The sequence below is a fragment of the Acidovorax sp. LjRoot66 genome, assembly GCF_964253305.1.
Classification (GTDB): Bacteria; Pseudomonadota; Gammaproteobacteria; order Burkholderiales; family Burkholderiaceae_C; genus Acidovorax.
Genome location: NZ_CAXUQU020000001.1, coordinates 3453914 through 3475245, shown reverse-complemented (window position 1 = coordinate 3475245; position 21332 = coordinate 3453914). Strand labels below are relative to the sequence as shown.

Genomic DNA, 21332 nt, shown 5'->3' with positions numbered 1-21332 from the left:
TGGTGGCCGTGCAACTGTCGGTAGTTACTCAAAGCTCAAAGGACTGCCGGTACTCGGGCACGGTGCAGTCCCAGCCGTAGGTTTCCTCGATGGCCAAGCGCATCGCATCCGCTGCCACCGGCTCTCCGTGGGTCACAAAGACGCGGCGCGGTGAATGCTGCACGCCGAGCCAGTCGAGCAACTGGCGGCGGTCCGCGTGCGCAGAAAACTGTTGCAGGTTGGCGACCTCCGCCCGCACCTTCACGTACGCGCCGTGGATCTTGATGGCATCTGCACCGTCCACAAGGGCCTGGCCCCGGGTCCCCGCGGCCTGAAAGCCCGCAAACAGGATCGCGTTCTTTCTGTCCGGCGCATAGGCCTTCAGGTGGTGCAGCACCCTGCCGCCGGTGGCCATGCCGCTGGCGGAGACGATGACCGAGGGATAGCTCAGGCTGTTGAGCCGGCGTGACTCCTCCACGGTGTTGACGATGGTGGTTTGCACGCTCATCGCCTCGCACTCGATCGCCCCCAACCGATGTTCGTCCGCGTGGTTCTTGTAAAGGCCGGTGACGTCCGCAGCCATCGGGCTGTTGAGGTAGACCGGAAGGTCCGGAATGCGCCGCGCTGACTTGAGCAACTGGATGGCATGGATCAAGGTCTGCGCCCGACCCACTGCAAATGCGGGTGCGACCACGATGCCGCCCCGGGCCGCCGTGCGGTTGATGACCGAGGCGAGCTCGACGAGTCCATCCTCTTGAGGATGCTGGCGGTTGCCGTAGGTGGACTCGACCACCACGTAGTCTGCCTTTTCGACGGTTTGCGGCGGCCGCATGAGGAGGTCATCGCTTCGCCCCACATCACCCGAAAACAGCAGGCTACCACCGTCCCAGGCAATGCGCGCACTGGCGGCCCCGAGGATGTGCCCCGCACGCTGCAGCCGCCATGACCAGCCGCTCCAGGGCGAGCATTCGTGCCCGAAGGGGATCTCCTCGAACGCCTCGAGTGCCAGGCGGGCATCCTCCTGGGTGTAGAGCGGCAGCGAAGGCTTGTGCCTGGAATGGCCATGGCGGTTGGCGTACTCTGCGTCCTCTTCCTGCAGCCATCCCGAGTCGGGCAGCAGCAATTGGCACAGCTCGCGCGTGGCCGCTGTGCAATACACCTTTCCGCGAAATCCTGATTTCACCAACCGCGGCACATAGCCACTGTGGTCCAGGTGCGCATGGGTGAGCAAGACGGCATCGATGCTGGCAGCATCCACCGGCAACGGATCCCAGTTGTGCAGCCTCAACTGCTTGAGCCCCTGGAAAAGACCGCAGTCGACCAACAGCCGGCGCCCATGGTGGGTCAGCAGGTATTTCGAACCGGTGACGGTGCCTGTTCCGCCCAGAAAGTCGATGCGCATGCTTGTCTCCGATCTACGTGGTGGTCCGTGGCTTTGGACGACGCACGCCCAAGCCCTGCCGTGCACACACGTTAGGCCCATTGGCCCTGGACACCATTGACCTGGGTCAATGGAAGACGGGCCCTGGATTGGGCTAGTCCACTGAAACCGAGGAATCGGCTGTGCGTGAGGGTCTGGCAAGGCCGCAATCTGGGCGGCGGGCGCAGCCGGATTGCACATCCGGCGAGCACGTCAACGACGAGTGCGGCCCTGCCAGGCCCTCACCCTTCGGGCCGGGGCGGCAGCGGGCGCATCGCGGCGTTGCGGGCTTTGCCAAGGCGGCCAGCCTTGGCCGCAGCCCGCGCCTTGCGCTGCATCCCCCTGCCTCCCCGGCGCACAGCCGATTCCTCGGTTTCAGTGGACTATTGATTGATCTGCCTCAATGGGGCCATGGCCAGGACGCGCACCATGGGCCATGACCATCAAGGAGCTGCCATGTCATTTCTTCAAAGCAATGTCGGGGTATTGGACCGGGCCGTACGGCTGGCTGCGGGGGTGCTGCTGATCAGCCTGGCCGCCATGGGAACCATTGGCCCCTGGGGCTACATCGGTTTCGTGCTGCTTCTCACAGGTGTCATGGGAACCTGCCCGATCTACTCCCTGATCGACTTCAGCACCTTCAAGCGCCAAAAGCCTTGACCTGCACACTGCTCCATCTTTGTGGAGGGGCCACTCGATGACGCCCCGTCTATGGATCATTGGCGCACTGGGCCTGGTGTGCGCGACGGCAGCAATATGGTTGGCGGTGCGGATGTTCGTGGCGTGGATCACCTTCGATTGACCAGGCGCCACGCCCAACCGCACAGGCCGATGTCGCCGTGACGAAACGGGGCAGCGGCCACCTGCCCCAGCCCCTTTCATTCTTGTTGACAGGAGTTCCAGATGGCGCACCCACTGCCCAAAATCATTGTGCTCACCTTGGTCACGGCCAGCCTCACCGCCTTCGCAGCGCAAGCAGGCGATCCCTCAGCCCGGCCACCAGCACCCCAGGCCAACCCATCGGCAGACAGTGTGGCCGCAAGGGCAGCCCACGACGCAGAGATCGCGGCCCGACAGGCCACAGCGGCAGCCAAAGCCGCCGCAGACAAGAGCAGGATGGCCGCAGGCAAGGTTTCCAGGGCGCTGGCGCAAGGCATACAGCGGGCAGCGCGCAAGGCCGCCGAGGCAACGGTCCGGTTCGAAGAAAAAGCCGCCGCGTCGGCAGACAAGGCCATCGACCAGAGCAAAGAGGCTGCAATCCTCGCCCGCGCCGAGGCACGCAAAGCATCTGAACTGGCAAGTGAGGCGCTGCAAAAGGCTGACGACGCGGCCAAGCGGTCCTTGCAGGCGAGCAGGCAAGACACGCAGCAGGCAGCCCTTGCCACCCGCGAGGCGCTTGAACAGGCCGAACTTGCCATGCAGAAGGCGGCCAAAGCGGCGGCAGAAGCTTCATCGAAAGCCGCCAGGGCCTTGCGGCAGAGCGTCCACCGCAAGCGCGGGGAAGAGTGATGGCGCCTTGTACCGCCAGGCTGCGTATTTCTGCCGCTGCTGAGCACCCAGTCCGGTGACAGTGGGAACGGCGGGCGCTGGCCACCCAGATCGGCTCAATTGCACACCCGCAAGCTGCTGCAACTGGGAATCCCCGCATTGCTCAGTTGCCCTGAGGTGGACCAAGGGAGGTGCACGACCGGTTGAATCCATCGCCCAGGGCTGATTTTCAGCCTTGCCCCGAAGCAGGCAACCGATAGCAGCTTTCTACCATCTGCAGACAACGCCAAGGATACGCCTGGACCAGGACTGACCGGGCTGCGTCAATCGACGCGGCGTTGCCGCGGTGGCCGTTGCCCCTGCCGGATCAAATCTGCAAGGACCTTCACCTTGGGTTGTGGCGAATCCCTGCGCCAGATGAGCAAGGTCTTCACCGTTCGGAAGTCGCCCTTGAGCTTGTGCTCCGAAAGCCTGGCGCGTTCGGTGTAAGTGTCCAGCACTGCCGTCGGAATGAGCGCGACGCCCATGCCCGCCACACAACATCCAAGGATGGCGTGGTAAGACCCAAGCTCAATGATTCGACTCGGTGCCATATTGTCTCGTGCACACCAGGCCTCCAGTCGCTGGCGATGCGGACAGTCCGGTTCAAAGACCAGCAACGTGCCTTTTCGAATGTCATGGGCAGAGCGGATCGGCGGATGCCCGGCCGGTCCGATGACGACCAGTTGCTCCGTGTACGCCACCAGGCTGTCCAGCTGCGGGTCGGACACGGGTTCTGCCACCAGCGCCGCGTCCAGCTCGCCAGACAGCACGCGCGCCGTCAGCGGGCGCGGCGCGCCCGTGCGAAGTTCGATGGAAAGATCCGGGTAGTTATCGTGAATCTGCCCGATCAGCGACGGAAGGCGAATGGCAGCGGTGCTCTCCATCGCACCCAAATGAAGCACGCCACGCGGCACCTGCTCGTGCATTGCACCGCGCGCCTCCTCGGCCAAGGAGAGCAAGCGATTGGCGTATTCGAGCAACACTTTTCCTTGCGGCGACAACTGAAACTGCCGATTTTCCCGGTCAAAGAGTGTGACGCCGAGATTGCTTTCGAGATTTTTGATGCGCGTCGTGACATTGGACGGAACGCGATGCAGCAAAGCCGCCGCCCGTGTGATGCCACCAGCCGTAGCCACAGCCTTGAAAACGCGCAGATCGGGCAAGTCCATATTCTCAATTCAAGAATGAAATGATTTTAATTATTCATTTTACGAGACGAACGATGCTTTCTAGACTGCAATCACTTTGTCTTTGAAGTGCACACTTTGCGTTGAAAGAGGATCCATGATCGTCACCGTTTTCAGATCCAGATTGAACGCCCAATTCCAGGGCGAATACCAGAAATCCGCAGCGCGGATGAGCGAGTTGGTCCGAGGCATTGCCGGCTACGTTTCGCACAAGGGCTTCACGGCCGACGACGGCGAACGGGTAACGATCGTGGAGTTTGAGTCCGAAGAAGGTCTAAAGGCCTGGGCGGCCCACCCAGAGCACGTTGGGGCCAAGAAGATGGGGCGACAGGTGTTCTTTTCGGAGTACCGCGTGCAGGTTTGCAACGTGGTGCGGGATTCGGCCAACCGCAAATCGGCAGCGGTCCGCCCTGATGCTTGAGCGCAGCCAAAGCACCTGTGCGGATGGGATGGTTCGTGTGGCGGAGCAACGCCGCGATAGTCCGCATCGCGTTTCGTGGTGCAACGCAGTCTGGCGATTGATGGAGCACTTTTGGAAGGCCCAGTGCACACGGGCTGAGCGCGGGGAGAGGTCCGTTCCGTACTACTGAATGCGCAGGTCTGGCAGGCCCACTCGGTACGGCGCCTTTGCTGCGGCCTTGTCCTTGTACCGGTCTGCATCTGCCCATGGCTCTGATGGATGCGGATCTTGGCCACGCGCCGCTGTTCGCAGCGCGGGTCGAAGGCATGGACGCAGTGGTCATGGCTGACTGTGTCAGCCGCTACCTTCTTGCGGCTTGGTGCCCATCAAGGGACTGGCAGGTTGAACAGTGAATCACCCCAGCAGGGTCCACCACGCCGTCAGCGATGCGAGGGCCAGGCTGCACGCCAGCGCCCCCGCAATGCGTGCAGCGAACCATTTGCCGCCCGCTACGGCTGCCACCACGCAACGGGTCAACGTGTTGGCACCGATGGCCACCAGCACGCCTGCGATCCAGTGATCGGCAGATACACGGCCGGCGGCATGCAGCGCGGCCAGCGCGGCGATGGAGGCGTGGGGATCGAGCAGCGCTGCCAACGCCACGCCGATGTTGCCTGCCGTGTCGCCCAGATGGCGCTGGGCGTTTCCCACCAGCAAGGTCACACCCGCAAGTACCAGCGCGACCAGAATGGCCTCGCGGGGGCGCAGGGCGGAGCCCTTGCTGTCCGGCAGCGCCTCGGGTGGGGCGGCTGCATGGCGGGCAAGAACTGCGCCGCACGCAGCCGCACCCACCGCCCCAGCAAGTGCACTGGGCAGCAGTGCCCACGCGGCACTTGGTGAGAGCGCCGCCGACAGCATCAAGGCCTGCAGCCAGGTGGCAGATGCCGAGACAGCGCCGCTCCCCGCCAGGACCGACAGCTGCTGCGGCTGGGCACGGGCCCGGCTGCCCAGCGATGCAATGCACGCCGTGCTGGAGACAAAGCCCGAAACGAGGCCTGCCAGCAGCGGCCCGCCGCGGGGGCCCAGCCTGCGCAGCGCGACCTGGCCGCCCGCCTGCATCGCCAGGATCAGCAGCACCATCGCGGCCAGCGGGCGCGGATTGATGCCACCCAGCATGTCCATTGGACGCGATGGAACCAGCGGCAAAAGGATCAGCGCCAGGGCGATCAGCAGCAAGCCATCATGCAGCTCCTGCTCGCTGAGCAACTCGGTCGCGAACCGGTGGAGATGGCTGCGCGCGGCCAGCAGCGCAGCCAGGCCCGCACCACAGGCTGCACCCAGCGGCGGTGAAATGGCCGACTGCACCCCGATCAGGTAGGTGACGAACAGGGCCATCTCGGTGGTCAGCCCCGGGTCTTTCGAGCGGCTTTTGAAATAGGCAATCACCGCCAGCAGGGTCACCAGCAGCGCGCCCACCGCCACCAGGCCCGGCACTGGCAGGCTTTGCGCCAACGCCCCGCAGACGGCGGCAACGGCAAAGCTGCGCACACCGGCCACTTCGCGGTCGTCGCCTTGCCCCTTGCGCCGTTCGCGCTCGGTGCCGATGAGAAGACCGACACCCAGCGCCACGGCCAGGCCGAGGGCCGGGAGCATGGTTGCCTGGCTGCTGGCAGTCGAATCCATCAGACACCTTTCTGGATGGCCTGCGACGCGCAACAGCACACATCCTTCAAGGCCAGAGGCCGCGCGTGCAGGACATCGATCATCTTCGCGAGCCACGCACCGGGGGGACTTGATGCGGATCAAGAAACAACGCATCGCCGCTGCGCTGCTCCCCTGCCCCAGTTACTCACAGCAGCGCGGCAGGAAAAATCCAGCTGTATCCGCCAAGGATGACCAAGGTCAATGGATGCGCGCACCGGTCCATCCATGATGGAACTCCCACCCCAAGGAGAACCCTATGTTCAAGCGCATTCTCGTTCCCGTCGATGGAAGCCAGACCTCCAACAAGGCACTCGCCACCGCGCTCGGGCTGGCGCGGGAATGTGGTGCCGTGGTGCGCCTCGTGCATGCCATCGACGACCTGGCACTGATTTCCGGCTACGACTACAGCGTCGATCTCCTCCCGGTTGCACGCAACCAGGCACACGGCCTTTTGGCCGATGCGATGGCGATTGCCCGCTCTTCTGGGGTGGAGTCAGACTCCGTGCTGGCGGAGATTCCTGGCGTGCGGCTCGGTGAAACGGTGGCCATTCAGGCCCGCGAATGGAAGGCAGACCTGATCGTGGTGGGAACCCACGGGCGCAAGGGCTTGGGACGGGTGTTGCTAGGGAGCGGCGCGGAACAGGTCATTCGCACCGCCCCCGTTCCCGTGCTCGTGGTGCGCGGCGACGAATAGAGCGCTCGCGTCGAACGGTTGCATCCCTGGGCACAGGAATGCTGGCCAACGTGAAGCAGGCCAGCCATGCAGGTGCCAAGCCCCCAACCCGACAACAAGGAAAGAACGACCATGACCGTCCACTCCCTCCCCCTCCCGTCAGTGCCGTCCTCGGCAACTCCCTTGCGCGGGTTCTGGGACGCTGTGCAGCAGCATCAGTCTGCAGCCATAGCCGACTGCGCCACGTCACTGTGCCGCGGCCTTGACGGCATGTGGAAGGCACAGGCACACACCGTCCAGGCAGTGGCGCAACGGCATGCAGCAATTGCCGAAAAGCTCAAAGGCCCATGCACCCCGTGCGATCTCGTTGCACTGCAAACCGAGTGGCTTCAGTTCGGGATGGAAAGTGCTGTCCGGTAATGGCAACAGATGGGAATGCTTGCGCTCGACATGCAAACATCGGTACTGGGGTTTCGCAACCAGTATGCGTACCCCGATTTCTTGCTGGAAGCGGCATCCGCCTTTGATCGTGCGACCGGGCGTGGCATTGCATCCACGCACTCCTGAGAGCGCATTTGTCCCAGTCCGCAACCGGATGATCGGCGGCGCAGCCAAGGTACGCCCGTCACGGAGACAAGCGCCCGCAGACCTGACAGCCGGCATCCTCCTACAGGTACATGCCCTGATTCACCATCTGCAGAATGGTGGCGTTACTGCCGCTCATCGTGCCCACCATATACACGGCCCATTGCTCGCCAGCACCTGCAAGAACGTCTTCCACGTAGTAGATGGACCCATTGGCGTTGTTGCCGGTACTGCCGCTCGCAAACGAGAAGACAACCGCCTTACCGTCGTTGGCGATGATGACTTCGCCGGCGGCTCCCGTGCTGGCCGTCTTGATGTTGGTGGTGGACAGGCTTGAGCTTCCGTAGCGCACGCCGATGTTCTTGTTGGCAGTAAGGTCCAGGCGCACAGCATCGGCTGTTGCGTCCACCGCAGCGTTCAGTAGCGCGCCCGGTGCGCCGAGAAACCCCGAGAAATCGAACTTGCCGGTGCTGAGCACGCCGTTCAGGGTGTCATTGCCGTTGGCGGAAGCCGTTGCCTCGAAGACATAGGTGGCGGTGCCAGTGATGGAGGTGGTGATGGTGTCGTTGCCGCCGCCGCCGCGGAAGGTGTCGTTGACCCGGCCGCCCGACAGGGTGTCCCCGCCCGAGCCGCCGGTGATGGCGTTGGTGCCCTGGAACACGCCGCTTACCGTCATAGCTCGCGTAACGCCCGAGAGGTTGATCGTCGCCGTGGAGCCGGTGGCCTGGTCGTACACCAGGTCAATCTGGCTGATGGAGCCGAGGTTGGCGTCGGACTGGAAGGTCAAAGCAAAGTTTCGGGCAGCGCCCGCATTCACGTCGCTGCGCAGGGCCTCGACATTGGTGATGCGCGCGAGCGACTGCGTGCTGCCGACGCTGAACGAGCCACCGACCGTGATGGCATCGGTGCTGCCACCGCCATCGATGCTGTCGACCACTGCAGTGCCGGAGATAAACGAGGCCGCGTTGGCATAAAAGATGAAGTCGGCGCCGCTGCCGCCGACGATGGTGTCCACGCCCGAACCGCCGACGAAGTTGTTCCCGCTCGCGCCCACACCCTTGAGCGTGAGGTCCCGCGTGACGCCGGTCATGTCGAAGTTTGCCGAGGAGCCAAACTTGGTGTCGCCCGAAAGATCAATGGTGGTCACGTCACCCAGGTTGAAGTCGCTGTTGACAACGATGCTGTGCGCGAAGTTTGTCGCGGACTGGCTTCGTGCCTTGATCTGCTCCACGCTGGTCATGTGCGTCAGGTCGGACGAAGTTGTCAGGACGATAGCGGCGGGGCCGATCTCTGCAGTGTCGATGCCGTTGCCGCCATTGACCAGGTCGAGCAGCGCGTTTGCCGACAGAAACTCCGCCATCGAACCGTACAGGAATGTGTCATTGCCATCCTCGCCATTGAGGGTATCAACGCCGGCCCCACCTGTGATGATGTCCGCACCGTCACCGGCATTTACGGTGTCGCCGCCGCTGCCCAGCGTGATGGTATTGGCCGCCGTCCCGCCCGTCACCGTAAGTTTTCCCGTGGCGCTGCTGGCCGAGAGATTGCCGTCCGCCAGCGTGACGGTTGCCGCGAAGCTGCCGTCCAGCGCCAGCGACTGCCCGGCGGTGAGGGCCTGTGCATTGATCGACTGCGCGGCACCCAGTGTGACCGAATTGTTCCCTGCGGCCAGGGTGAAGTTCTCCACTGCTGCATTCAGAACCTGGCCACCGTTGAGCGCCGAGGTGAGGATGATCCTGTCGTTGTTGCCCGTGGCCGTGATATTGCCGAAGCCAGTGTACTGGTTTGCACGCATCGAGATGTCGCCGCTGACCGTCAGGTTCTCGACCGAGCTCGTCGTGGCGCCCGCGATGTTGGCGCCATTGGTCGCCTCCAGCACGTCTGCACCGTGGCTCAACTGGTAGTTGCCGGTGACCGTGGTGCCACCCACGCTCACCGTCGTAGCGTTGCCCGCCACGCCGTTGACGCTGGTGGAGGCCAGTACGAAGACGTTGTTCGAGGCGCCCCCCGACACGGTGTAGGTTTCCACCCCTGCGCGCGCCGTGACGGTGCCGCCCGTGGTGATGGTGATGAAGTCCGCGCCCCCAGTCGCTGAAATGTTGGTCAGCCCCAAGCTCTGGGCCTGCGTCATGATGATGCCGCCGGTCAGCGTGAGGTTTTCCGCCGTGGTGGCAGCGCCGCCGTTGACGCCGGAGATGTTTGCACCCGAGGCGACGATCACATCGTTGGCGTTGCCCAGCGTCCAGGTGCCGCTGACGATGTGGCTGCCGATATCCACCGTCGTGGCGTTGCCCGCTGCGCCGATGATCTGTGTCGCACCCGCAAGCACCGTCAGCGTGTTGGAGCCGCCCCCGGAAAGCTTGTAGGTTTCAATGCCGGCCTTTGCGGTGACGGCCCCGCCCGTGGTGATGGTCACCTCGTCCGAACCGCCCGTGGCACTGACGGTGGTAAACGCCCCGTGCTGCGCCTGCGACATGCTGATCGCACCGTTGATGGTGAGGTCCTTGGCCGTGGTTGCGCCGCCGCTGTTCACGCCCGAAAGGTTCACGCCGTTGCCCGCGCTGATCGCGCCGGAGAAGCCGTTGAGGACGTAGTTGCCAGTGACTGCCAGGCCGGGGGCAATGACCAGTGTCGCATCACCCGAACCGCCAGTCACGTTGGTGGTCCCAAGCGTGATGAGGATGGTGTTCGGGGCGCTGGAGTTTGCCACCCTGTAGGTTTCCACATCGGCGCGGGCGGTGACGGTGCCGACGTTGACAATGGTCACGCTGTCCGATGAGCCGGGCGCCGCAATGCTGGCCAGCGCCTCGTGCTGCGCCTGCGTCATGAGGATGCTGCCGGTCAGCGCAAGCTTGTCCGCCGTGGTGGCGGCACCGCCGTTGACGAATTGGATGTTGGCGCCGTCGGTGGCGACCAGCGTGTCGTCGCTGGCGTGGCCAAGTGCCCAGGTGCCGGTGGGCGTGGCGCCGGCAATGTCCAGCGTGGTCCCGGTGCCGGCAGGGCTGCTCACGTTCTGCCCTGCGGCGCCCAGAGTCACGCTGTTGGCAAAATTGCCCAGCGCGAAGGATTCAACGCTGGCGGCCAGCGTGCCGCTGGCCTGGGTGGTCAGGGTCACCACCTGCGTGCCCGTGGTGCCATCGGCCAGCGCGGCCTGCGCCGCCGTCATGGTGTAGTTGCCGCCGGCCAGCACGATGCTGTCGATGCCGGCTACCGTGGTGGCCGAGATGTCGCCGGGCGTGGTGGCGCTGGCGATCACGCTGTCCGCGCCGTGGGCCTTGAGCGTGGCGGCGGTGCCGCCGCCCAGGGCGGCCAGCGTGTCGCGCACGGTGGTGGTGCCCACGTCGGTCAGCGTGCCCGCCGCCCCGCCGGTGCCGATGCGGCCGATGGCTGCCTGCGCGGCCGTGAGGGTGTAGTTCTGCCCGCTGGTGAGGGCAAAGCCGGTGACGCCGGTGCCGGTGAACGCGGTGAGGTCTTCGCCACCCGCATTGGCCACCACCAGGGCGGTGCCCGCGCCGGAGAACGCCTTGCCATTGGCCAGCGCGCTGCTGAGGGCAAGGGTAGCGCCTGCGGGCACGGCGAAGCCTGCCAGCGGGCCTGTCACCGTGGCGGTGCCCACGCTGCCACCGCTGCTGGTGAAGGTGAAGGTGCCGCCCGCCTCGGTCAGGTCGATCTGCGTGCCCGCAGTGGTGAACGAGGCGATGTCGCCCGCGCCCTTGGTCACGGCGAACACCGGTGGTGGCCCGCCACCGCCTGCATCCGGCACCAACGGCTGGTCGAGCACCAGCTTGGCCGCGGCCACCGAGGCCGGGTCGTGCGTCACGTTCTCCAGCACCTTGGCCAGGGCCGCAAAGTCGGTTTCCGTGCGGCCCGCGATCTGGGTGTGGTAGTAGGCGACCTCGGCCTTGTTCTCCAGCAGCGCGCGTGCGGCGGCGTACTGCGCCGGCACGGTGGGCGATGCGAGGGCCTGCACGGCGGCGAGCATGATCTGCTGCGGCGGCGTGCCCGTGTTGAAGAGGTCCGCCGCAAGGCGGTGCAGCCCTGCATCGGCCGCCAGGCCCATGCCGGTCAAGAACTGGGTGGCGAAGGCGTCGCCCGCCATGCCGGCCGGGTAGCGCGCCTAAAACTGCGGCAACCCCGCCAGCGCCAAGGCCAGATCGGGCAGGCTGTGGCCCACGTCTTCGTAGGTTTTGACCAACAGCGGCATGTAGGCACTGCCGGGGGAGATGCCCAGCATGCTGACGACGAGTTTGATGAGCAGCTTCTGCTCTTGCGTACTGACCGCCATGGGGCTTCTCCTGCAGGCTTATGGTTTTGTATGGGCCGCGGAGATGCGGAACAGTGCTCTGATCATAGGGGCGCCATGCTCCTGGAATGCCCCATGAACAGGTAACAGTGGCAGGCTTTACACACGCCCATCGTGGTTCGGCCCGCCGTGGCTGCCAGCTGGCAAGCCCGTTGGCGCAAGGGCCCACTACACTGCGGATGGACACCACCTTCCCCATCCCCCCTGCGATGCGCCCTCTCCGGTACTCCATCAACGTCACCCTGGACGGGTGCTGCGACCACCGCGCCATGCCCGCAGACGAAGAGCTGCACCGCCACGCGGTCGAAAACCTCGAACGCGCCGATGCCCTGCTCTTCGGGCGGGTCATCTACCAGATGATGGAGGCCGCGTTCCGACCTGCGGCATCAACCGAACCACGGCCTGGCTGGACGGACCCGTTTGCCCGGACCATCGACGCGGCCAAGAAGTACGTCGTGTCGAGCACCCTGGCACAGGTTGAATGGAACGCGGAGCTCCTGCTCGGGGACTTGGGCGCTGCCGTTCAGCAGCTCAAGCAGCAGCCGGGCAAGGGGCTGTTCACCGGGGGCGTGCAGCTCCCGATGGCGCTGGCGCAGCTGGGGTTGATCGACGAGTACGAGTTCGTGGTGCACCCCCGGCTGGTGGGCCATGGGCCGACCCTGTTCGCGGGGCTGTCGAAGTACGTGGACCTGGAGCTGGTGGATCGGGTGGAGTTTGGCTCGGGGGCCGTGGCGATGCGGTATGTGCCGCGCAGGTAGGAGCGTGCGCGGCGGAAGGCATCGAAGCAAAACGTCCGAAAGCCGGGGATCGCTGGCTAATACCGACAAACCCAGGTGGGCCCCTGGACGCCAGAGGTAAACCCCGGCGAGACCGGTTTATCGGGCGTTGCAGCCGATGCTCCTTCTGCCGCGCACGCTCCTGGGCGTGGGAACGGCGCCCCACGCGCTCCCCCAGGGTCGGTTCATCGTTCAGTCAGTCAGCGATGTGCACGCCCTGCACCTGGCTGCCCAGTTTGAAGTACAGCACGCCATCGGCGCCCAGCGTCCAGGGCGCCGTCTGCCTCGCGGCACCGCCTTCGGGCAGCACCCACTGCGGCACCAGGCGCCATTGGGTGCCGCCAAGCGTCAGCGTCATCGATCCATCGCTGGCCGATGGCTGCACCGCCAGCATTGCGCCCGGCAGGGCAGCTCCCAGGATCGCGCTGGCCTGCGTTGGGCTCAGCAGCGCCGGCAGCAGCCACTGCCGCGCGCTCTGCCCTGTCTGCAGGTAGATGCGGCCTTGTTCATCCACGCCGATCTGCGGGGTGCCGGTGGCCGCGCCTGCGCCCATCCAGTCGGGCCGCAGCACGTAGGTTTGGCCACCGGTGCGCAGTTGCAGCACGCCTTCAGCGCCGAGCTTGGTCTTCGCATCGGGCAGCAATGCCGTGATGGCTTGGGCCAGGCCCGCCAGGTCGGCCACGGCGGGCGCAAACTGCACCACCACGCCGCCGCGCACCCAGCGCAGCAGGCCCAGCGGTGTGAAGGTGATGCCATCGGGCAGGCGCGTGTCGATGGTGATGGGCTGCACGGGCAGCAGTTGCATGGTCTGCCCGCCATCGCGCACCAGCACCACGCCCGAGGGGGTGGTCTCCAGGCCCACGGCAAGGTTCGCGCCCGAGAGGCGGGTGACTGCACCACTGAGGCGCGCATACGCCGCGCCGTCCACGGTGATGCTGGCGGGCAGGTTGGCAAACGCCATGGCATCGCCCACCTGCTGTGCATCGCCCTTGAGCGAGCCGAGCGCAATGGACACCAGCTTGCCCTGCGCGTCCACCTGCAGGCGCTCGCCCGCCAGCAGGCCCTGGCTACCCAGCTCGGGCAGGGCCCCGGAGGCAGGCACCAGCGAACCGCTGACCACGGCCACCACCAGCGGCTGCGCCTCGATGCGCGTGCCTGCAGCCCCCGAACTGAGCAGCACCTCGCCCGCCAGCGCCATGGGCTGGCCTGCCGAGCTGCTGGTCATGCTTGCCCAGCCCTGCAGCACCACCAGCACCAGCACGCTCTGGCCATTGACCTGGGCCACCTGCAACTGGGTGCCGGGCAGGGCCTGCACCGTGAGCGGCTGGCCGTTGACCGTGACCTGCAGCGTGACCGGCGTGGTGCCCGTGCCGGGCAGAACGATGGTGCCACCCACCGCCCCTGGGCCCACGACGATCGGCAGGCTGGGGTCGGTGATGGTGGTGACGCCCGTGCTGTTGACGCTGACCGTGGTGGGTGCGCCACCGCCGGCGGGCGCAGCTGGTATGACTGCCACGCTGGCGGCCGATGCCACGCTATCGCCCACCGCATTGGTCGCCTTGACGGTGAAGGTGTAGGCGGTGCCGTTGACCAGACCCGGCACCGTGCAGGTGGTGTGCAGCGGGCTGCCGGTGTTGACCGTGCAGGTCTTGGTCGGGTTGGCCACTGCGGTCACCGTGTAGGCGGTGATGGCGCTGCCGTTATCGCTGGCGGGTGCCGTCCAGGCCACGCGCGCCTGGGCGTCGGTGGCAGTGGCGGTCACGGCGGCGGGGGCGTCGGGGACACCAGGCTGCACCAGCATCAGACGAGAGCGCGTCGGCGCCGCCGCGAAGTAGGCGGCATCGGCGCCCGCACCGCCTGCCTGGCTTGCCAGCACTCCGCACATGTAGCCAGCTTTGCCGGCCAGCACCGTCAGCGTGGTGCCGCTCACGGTGCAGACATCGGGCGTGAAGGTGTCGAACACCACGGCCAAGCCGCTGCTGACGGTGGCCGCCAGGGTGGTCGGGGCGCCCGAGGTAGGCGAGCCAGCCGCTACTGGATAGTCGATGGCCTGCGCTGTAGCGATGCGCGTTGGCAGGTTGCGGTCGGCCGTGCCCCCGTTGCCCAGTTGGCCCTCGGAGTTTCGGCCCCAGCACTGCACCGCCCCTGGGGTGGTCAGCGCGCAGGTGTGGTAACCCCCTGCCGCAATGGCCGCCACCCCGCTGGCCAGGCCTGTGACGGGCTGGGGCGTGCTCTTGTCGGTGGTGCTGCCATCGCCCAGTTGACCTTGATTGTTGCGGCCCCAGCACTGCAGGGCCCCGGCGGTGGTCAGCGCGCAGGTGTGGTAACCCCCTGCCGCAATGGCCGCCACCCCGCTGGCCAGGCCCGTGACGGGCTGGGGTGTGCTTTTGTCCGTGGTGCTGCCATCGCCCAGTTGGCCGTATGCGTTGCGGCCCCAGCACTGCACGGCCCCGGCCGTGGTCAGCGCGCAGGTGTGGTTGCCCTCTGCCGCAATGGCCGCCACCCCGCCGGCCAAGCCCGTGACGGTCTGGGGCGTGGTTTTGTCGGTGGTGCTGCCATCGCCCAGTTGGCCAAAGCTGTTGTCGCCCCAGCACTGCACAGCCCCGGCCGTGGTCAGCGCGCAGCTGTGGTTCTCCCCTGCCGCAATGGCCGCCACCCCGCTGGCCAGGCCTGTGACGGGCTGGGGCGTCCTCTTGTCGGTGGTGCTGCCATCGCCCAGTTGGCCTTCATTGTTGCGGCCCCAGCACTGCACGGCCCCGGCGTTGGTCAGCGCGCAGTTGTGGTAAGTCCCTGCCGCAATGGCCGCCACCCCGCTGGTCAGGCCTGTGACGGGCTGGGGCGTGCTATTGTTGGTGCTGCTGCCATCGCCAAGTTGGCCAAAGCCGTTGTTCCCCCAGCACCGCACAGCCCCGGCCGTGGTCAGCGTGCAGGTGTGGTAAACCCCTGCAGCAATAGACGCCACCCCGCTGGCCAGACCCGTGACGGGCTGGGGAGTGGCTTTGTCGGTGGTGCTGCCATCGCCCAGTTGGCGGAAAACGTTCCAGCCCCAGCACTGTACGGCCCCGGCCGTGGTCAGCGCGCAGGTGTGGTTAGTCCCTGCCGCCATGGCCGTCACCCCGCTGGCCAGGATCGTGACGGACTGGGGCGTATTTTTGTTCGTGGTGCGGCCATCACCCAGTTGGCCAGAGCTATTCCAGCCCCAGCACTGAACAGCCCCGGCCGTGGTCAGAACGCAGGTATGGAGCACCCCTGCCGCAATGGCCGCCACCCCGCTGGCCAGGCCTGTAACCGGCTGGGGCGTGCTCCTGTCGGTGGCGCTGCCATCGCCCAACTGGCCGAAGTTGTTATAGCCCCAGCACTGCACGGCACCGGCCGTGGTCAGCGCGCAGGTGTGGTTGGCTCCTGCCGCAATGGCCGCCACCCCGCTGGCCAGGCCTGTAACCGGCTGGGGCGTGCTCCTGTTGGTGGCGCTGCCATCGCCCAACTGGCCGAGGGTGTTTTGGCCCCAGCAGTGCACAGCCCCGGCGGTGGTCAGCGCGCAGGTGTAATAGTTCCCCGCCGCAATGGCCGCCACGCCGCTGGCCAGGCCTGTGACGGGCTGGGGCGTGCTCTTGCTGGTAAGGCTGCCATCGCCCAGTTGGCCGGAGCTGTTCGAGCCCCAGCACTGCACGGCCCCGGCCAGGGTCAGCGCGCAGGTGTGGGCAACCCCTGCCGCAATAGACGCCACCCCGCTGGCCAGGCCTGTGACGGGCTGTGGCGTGCTCTGGTTGGTGGTGCTGCCATCGCCCAGTTGGCCGGAGTTGTTCGCGCCCCAGCACTGCACCGCCCCGGCCGTGGTCAGCGCGCAGGTGTGGAACTGCCCTGCCGCGATGGCCGCCACCCCGCTGGAAAGGCCCGTGACGGGCTGGGGCGTGCTTTGGTTGGTGGTGCTGCCATTGCCCACCTGGCCGTAGCCGTTGTTGCCCCAGCACTGCACGGCCCCGGCCGTGGTCAACGCGCAGGCGTGGTTGGCCCCCGACGAAATGGACGCCACCCCGCTGGCCAGGCCCGTGACGGGCTGGGGAGTGCTCTTGTTGGTGGTGCTGCCGTCGCCCAGTTGGCCGGAGGCATTCCAGCCCCAGCACTGCACCGCCCCGGCAGCTGTCAGCGCGCAGGTGTGCTCCAGGCCCGCAGCCAACTGCTGCACAGGCTGGCCCAGCACCGATGCCGGTACGGCGCTTTGGGCCCGCGCGGGCGTGGGGCCGGACAGCAGCAGCCAGGCCATCACCAGCCACAGCAGCATGGCCCACGGGGTGGCGGCGCGGCGCCAGGCCAGGGGCCCACCCGTTGCAGGGGTGCTTGAGAAGGGTGTCGGACGGGTTGGCATGGGGGCAGCTTTCATGATGGAAACGCCGGCGCAGGCAGCGCACAGGCGATAACGCCGGAATCTATCGGCTTGCGGCCGGCTTGTATGTCCCTAGAACTAGTGACAAGGCCCCTGAAAAGGGGCCTTGCCGAAGTCCATGACCAGCCGGGTTGGCCGGCCTCGATCTGCCTCGATCAATCCACAATGCGCACGCCCTGCACCTGCGTGCCCAGCTTCAGGTACAGCACCCCGTCGCTGCCCATGCGCCAGGGCGCGGTCTGCGCTGCATCGTTGCCGGGCAGCACCCACTGCGGCACCAGGCGCCACTGCTGGCCGGCCAGGGTGAGCGTGAGGGCGCCTTCGCTGCTGCCGGGCACCACGGCCAAGGCAGCGCCTGGGATGGCGGTGGTGAAGATGCTGCTGGCCTGGGTGGCGTTGAGCAGCGCGGGCAGCAGCAGTTGCCGGGGTCCGTTGCCGATCTGGAACACGATGCGGCCCTGCCCGTCCACGCCGATCTGCGGGGTGCCGGTGGCGGTGCCTGCGCCGGTCCAGTCGGGCTTGAGCACATAGGTGGCGCCGCCGGTGGTCAGCTGCAGCACGCCCTCGGCACCGAGCTTGGTCTTCGCATCGGGCAGCAATGCCGTGATGGCGTTGGCCAGGCCCGCAAGGTCGGCCACGGCGGGCGCAAACTGCACCACCACGCCGCCACGCACCCAGCGCAGCAGGCCCAGCGGGGTGAAAGCGACGCCATCGGGCAGGCGCGCATCGATGGTGATGGGCTGCACGGGCAGCAGCTGGATGGTCTGTGTGCCATCGCGCACCAGCACCACGCCCGAGGGGGTGGTCTCCAGGCCCACGGCAAGGTTCGCGCCCGAGAGGCGGGTGACTGCACCACTGAGGCGCGCATACGCCGCGCCGTCCACGGTGATGCTGACGGGCAGGTTGGCAAACGCCATGGCATCGCCCACCTGCTGTGCATCGCCCCTGAGTGAGCCCAGGCTGATGCTCACCAGCTTGCCCTGTGCGTCCACCTGCAGGCGCTCGCCCGCCAGCAGGCCCTGGCTGCCCACCTGCGGCAGGCTGCCTTGCGGCGGTACGAGCGAGCCGACCACCACCGCAACCACCAGCGGCTGCGCCTCGATGCGCGTACCCGCAGCCCCCGAACTGAGCAGCACCTCGCCCGCCAGCGCCATGGGCTGGCCTGCCGAGCTGGAGGTCATGCTTGCCCAGCCCTGCAGCACCACCAGCACCAGCACGCTCTGGCCGTTGACCTGGGCCACCTGCAACTGGGTGCCGGGCAGGGCCGTCACCGTGAGCGGCTGGCCGTTGACGGTGACCTGCAGCGTGACCGGCGTGGTGCCCGTGCCGGGCAGAACAATGGTGCCGCCCACCGCCCCTGGGCCCACGATGATCGGCAGGCTGGGGTCGGTGATGGTGGTGACGCCCGTGCTGTTGACGCTGACCGTGGTGGGTGCGCCACCGCCGGCGGGCGAGGCCGTCGTGACCGGGGCGCTGGCGGCCGATGCCACGCTGTCGCCCGCGCCATTGGTCGCCTTGACCGTGAAGGTGTAGGCCGTGCCACTGGCAAGCCCCGTCACCGTGCAGGTGGTGGGCAGCGGGCTGCCGGTGGTGACCGTGCAGGTCTTGGTGGGGTCGGCCACTGCTGCCGCGGTGTAAGCGGTGATGGCGCTGCCACCATTGCTGGCGGGGGCCGTCCACGCCACGGTTGCCTGGGCAGTGCCGGCCGTGGCGGTCACTGCGGTGGGGGCGCCAGGGACATCGGGCACCAGCATCAGGCGAGAGCGCGTGGGTGCCGCAGCAAAGTAGGCGGCATCGGCGCCCGTGCCGCCGGCTTGGAGGGCCAGCACGCCGCACAGGTACCCGGTCTTGCCGGGCAGCACGGTCAGCGTGGTGCCGGCAACGGTGCAGACATCGGGGGTGAAGGTGTCGAATGCCACGGCCAGGCCGCTGCTGGCGGTGGCCAACAGGGTGGTCGAGGTGCCCGAGGCAGGCGAGCCAGCCGCCACAGGAAAGTCGATGGCCTGCGCTGCGGCGATGCGCGTTGGCAGGTTGCGGTTGGCCGTGCCCCCGTTGCCCAGTTGGCCGGTGCCGTTGTTCCCCCAGCACTGCACAGCCCCGGAGGTGGTCAGCGTGCAGGTGTGATCGCTCCCTACCGCAACAGACGCCACCCCGCTGGCCAGGCCCGTGACGGTTTGGGGCGTGGTTTTGTTGGTGGTGCTGCCATCGCCGTTGTTCCCCCAGCACTGCACGGCCCCGGCCGTGGTCAGCGCGCAGGTGTGCGCGCTCCCTGCCGCAATGGCCGCCATCCCGCTGGTCAAGCCCGTGACGGGGTGGGGTGTAGTTTTGCCGGTGAAGCTGCCATCGCCCAGTTGGCCAACGGCGTTGCTCCCCCAGCACTGCACGGCCCCGGCCGTGGTCAGCGCGCAGGTGTGGGAGCCCGCTGCCGCAATGGCCGCCACTCCGCTGGCCAGGCCCGTGACGGGCTGGGGCGCGCTCTGGTTGGTGGTGCTGCCATCGCCCAGTTGGCGACTACTGTTCCAGCCCCAGCACTGCACGGCCCCGGCAGTGGTCAGCGCGCAGGTGTGGTAATCCCCTGCCGCAATAGACGCCACCCCGCTGGCCAGGCCCGAGACGGGCTGGGGCGTGGTTTTGCTGGTGGTGCTGCCATCGCCCAGTTGGCCGAAAACGTTATGGCCCCAGCACTGCACGGCCCCGGCCGTGGTCAGCGCGCAGGTGTGAAACTGCCCTGCTGCAATGGTAGCCACCCCGCTGGCCAGGCCTGTAACCGGCTGGGGCGTGCTCCTGTTGGTGGCGCTGCCATCGCCCAACTGGCCGAGGTTGTTTTGGCCCCAGCAGTGCACAGCCCCGGCCGTGGTCACGGCGCAGGTGTGGGCAACTCCTGCCGCAATGGCCGCCACTCCGCTGGCCAGGCCTGTGACGGGCTGGGGCGTGGTTTTGTTGGTGGTGCTGCCATCGCCTAGCTGACCGTCATAGTTGTAGCCCCAGCACTGCACGGCCCCGGCCGTGGTCAGCGCGCAGGTGTAGAACTGCCCTGCCGCAATGGCCGCCACCCCGCTGGCCAGGATCGTGACGGACTGGGGCGTATTCTTGTCGGTGGTGCCGCCATTGCCCAGCTCACCGTCGCCGTTGTAGCCCCAGCACTGCAGGGCCCCGGCCGTGGTCAGCGCGCAGTTGTGGTAGCCCCCTGCCGCAATGGCCGCCACGCCGCTGGCCAGGCCCGAGACGGGCTGGGGCGTGCGCTTGTTGGTATTGCTGCCATCGCCCAGTTGGCTATCGACGTTGCTGCCCCAGCACTGCACGGCGCCGGCCGTGGTCAGCGCGCAGGTGTGGTCATCCCCGGGCGCGATGGCCGCCACTCCGCTGGCCAGGCCCGTGACGGGCTGGGGCGTGTTTTGGTTGGTGGTGCCGCCATCGCCCAGCTGGCCGAAAGCGTTCTTGCCCCAGCACTGCATGGCGCCGGCCGTGGTCAGCGCGCAGGTGTGGCTGTACCCCGCCGCAATGGCTGCCACCCCGCTGGCCAGGCCCGTGATGGGCTGGGGCGTGCTCTTGTTGGTGGTGCTGCCGTCGCCCAGTTGGCCTTCAGCGTTGTAGCCCCAGCACTGCACGGCCCCGGCCGCGGTCAGCGCGCAGGTGTGTTTGGCACCCGCCGAAATGGCCACCACCCCGCTGGCCAGGCCGGTGACGGGCTGGGGCGTGGTTCTGTCGGTGGTGCCGCCATCGCCCACTTGGCCGTTGAGGTTCAAGCCCCAGCACCGCACGGCCCCGGCCGTGGTCAGCGCGCAGGTGTGGTTGGCTCCCACCGCAATGGCCGCCACCCCGCTGGCCAGGCCGATGACGGGCTGGGGCGTGGTCTTGGCGCTGCCGATGCTGCCATCGCCCAGTTGGCCATATGAGTTGATACCCCAGCACTGCACGCCCCCGGCCGTGGACAGCGCGCAGGTGTGCTCGCCTCCCGCCGCAACGGCCGCCACCCCGCTGGCCAGGCCGGTAACGGGCTGGGGCGTGATCTTGTTGTTGCCTAAGCTGCCATCGCCCAGTTGGCCTACATTGTTGTAGCCCCAGCACTGCACGGCCCCGGCCGTGGTCAGCGCGCACGTGTGAAGATACCCCCCCGTCATTTGCTGCACAGGCTGGCCCAGCAACGATGCCGGCACGGGGCTTTGGGCCCGCGCGGGCGTGGCGCCGGACAGCAGCAGCCAGGCCATCACCAGCCACAGCAGCAGGGCCCACGGGGTGGCGGCGCGCCGCCAGGCCAGGGCTCCCCCCGTGTCAGGGGTGCTTGAGAAGGGGGTCGGGCGGGTTGGCATGGGGGCAGCTTTCGTGGTGAAAACGCCGGTGCAGGCAGCGCACAGGCGATGACGCCGGAATCTATCGGTTTGCGGCCGGCC

General features: G+C 67.2%; 13 protein-coding genes. 6 read left to right on the top strand and 7 right to left on the bottom strand.

Annotated features, from left to right (window positions below; all coding sequences use genetic code 11):
• Nucleotides 1-28 precede the first annotated feature (28 nt).
• Nucleotides 29-1381, bottom strand: coding sequence for an MBL fold metallo-hydrolase RNA specificity domain-containing protein (locus ACSQ3Y_RS16300; protein WP_436178068.1), 1353 nt, complete (start codon nucleotides 1379-1381; stop codon nucleotides 29-31).
• Nucleotides 1382-1855: 474 nt separating this feature from the next.
• On the opposite strand from ACSQ3Y_RS16300, the gene ACSQ3Y_RS16295 reads away from it, so the two are divergent.
• Nucleotides 1856-2059 (top strand): YgaP family membrane protein, encoded by a 204-nt coding sequence (locus ACSQ3Y_RS16295; RefSeq protein WP_057203336.1) that lies wholly within the window; start codon nucleotides 1856-1858, stop codon nucleotides 2057-2059.
• Between the two features lie 243 nt (nucleotides 2060-2302).
• Nucleotides 2303-2908 (top strand): hypothetical protein, encoded by a 606-nt coding sequence (locus tag ACSQ3Y_RS16290; protein WP_436178067.1) that lies wholly within the window; start codon nucleotides 2303-2305, stop codon nucleotides 2906-2908.
• A 302-nt stretch (nucleotides 2909-3210) separates the two neighbouring features.
• Here the strand turns inward: ACSQ3Y_RS16290 and ACSQ3Y_RS16285 are convergent, their stop codons facing one another.
• Nucleotides 3211-4098: a LysR substrate-binding domain-containing protein gene (locus ACSQ3Y_RS16285; RefSeq protein ID WP_436178066.1), complete on the bottom strand. Its 888-nt coding sequence runs from the start codon at nucleotides 4096-4098 to the stop codon at nucleotides 3211-3213.
• A gap of 115 nt (nucleotides 4099-4213) precedes the next feature.
• Between ACSQ3Y_RS16285 and ACSQ3Y_RS16280 the strand changes: the two genes are divergently transcribed.
• The gene (locus ACSQ3Y_RS16280) at nucleotides 4214-4537 is read left to right on the top strand and encodes an antibiotic biosynthesis monooxygenase family protein (RefSeq protein WP_428001131.1); all 324 of its coding nucleotides are present in this window, start codon (nucleotides 4214-4216) and stop codon (nucleotides 4535-4537) included.
• Between the two features lie 393 nt (nucleotides 4538-4930).
• On the opposite strand, the gene ACSQ3Y_RS16275 is transcribed toward ACSQ3Y_RS16280, so the two are convergent.
• Nucleotides 4931-6199: an MgtC/SapB family protein gene (locus tag ACSQ3Y_RS16275; protein WP_436178065.1), complete on the bottom strand. Its 1269-nt coding sequence runs from the start codon at nucleotides 6197-6199 to the stop codon at nucleotides 4931-4933.
• A 277-nt stretch (nucleotides 6200-6476) separates the two neighbouring features.
• On the opposite strand from ACSQ3Y_RS16275, the gene ACSQ3Y_RS16270 reads away from it, so the two are divergent.
• Entirely contained in the window at nucleotides 6477-6914 is a 438-nt protein-coding gene (locus ACSQ3Y_RS16270) for a universal stress protein (protein WP_436178064.1), read from the top strand.
• 66 nt (nucleotides 6915-6980) lie between these two features.
• Nucleotides 6981-7313 (top strand): phasin family protein, encoded by a 333-nt coding sequence (locus ACSQ3Y_RS16265; protein WP_436178063.1) that lies wholly within the window; start codon nucleotides 6981-6983, stop codon nucleotides 7311-7313.
• 247 nt (nucleotides 7314-7560) lie between these two features.
• On the opposite strand, the gene ACSQ3Y_RS16260 is transcribed toward ACSQ3Y_RS16265, so the two are convergent.
• Together ACSQ3Y_RS16260 and ACSQ3Y_RS16255 are read right to left on the bottom strand one after the other, a co-directional pair.
• On the bottom strand, nucleotides 7561-11577 hold the full coding sequence (locus ACSQ3Y_RS16260) for a beta strand repeat-containing protein (RefSeq protein WP_436178062.1): 4017 nt from the start codon (nucleotides 11575-11577) through the stop codon (nucleotides 7561-7563).
• Between the two features lie 18 nt (nucleotides 11578-11595).
• Nucleotides 11596-11763: a hypothetical protein gene (locus ACSQ3Y_RS16255; protein ID WP_436178061.1), complete on the bottom strand. Its 168-nt coding sequence runs from the start codon at nucleotides 11761-11763 to the stop codon at nucleotides 11596-11598.
• Between the two features lie 227 nt (nucleotides 11764-11990).
• On the opposite strand from ACSQ3Y_RS16255, the gene ACSQ3Y_RS16250 reads away from it, so the two are divergent.
• On the top strand, nucleotides 11991-12539 hold the full coding sequence (locus tag ACSQ3Y_RS16250) for a dihydrofolate reductase family protein (protein ID WP_057203343.1): 549 nt from the start codon (nucleotides 11991-11993) through the stop codon (nucleotides 12537-12539).
• Between the two features lie 214 nt (nucleotides 12540-12753).
• Here the strand turns inward: ACSQ3Y_RS16250 and ACSQ3Y_RS16245 are convergent, their stop codons facing one another.
• Both ACSQ3Y_RS16245 and ACSQ3Y_RS16240 read right to left on the bottom strand, forming a co-directional pair.
• Entirely contained in the window at nucleotides 12754-16923 is a 4170-nt protein-coding gene (locus ACSQ3Y_RS16245) for a fibronectin type III domain-containing protein (protein WP_436178060.1), read from the bottom strand.
• A 173-nt stretch (nucleotides 16924-17096) separates the two neighbouring features.
• The gene (locus tag ACSQ3Y_RS16240; protein WP_436178059.1) at nucleotides 17097-21251 is read right to left on the bottom strand and encodes a fibronectin type III domain-containing protein; all 4155 of its coding nucleotides are present in this window, start codon (nucleotides 21249-21251) and stop codon (nucleotides 17097-17099) included.
• Between the last annotated feature and the right edge of the window lie 81 nt (nucleotides 21252-21332).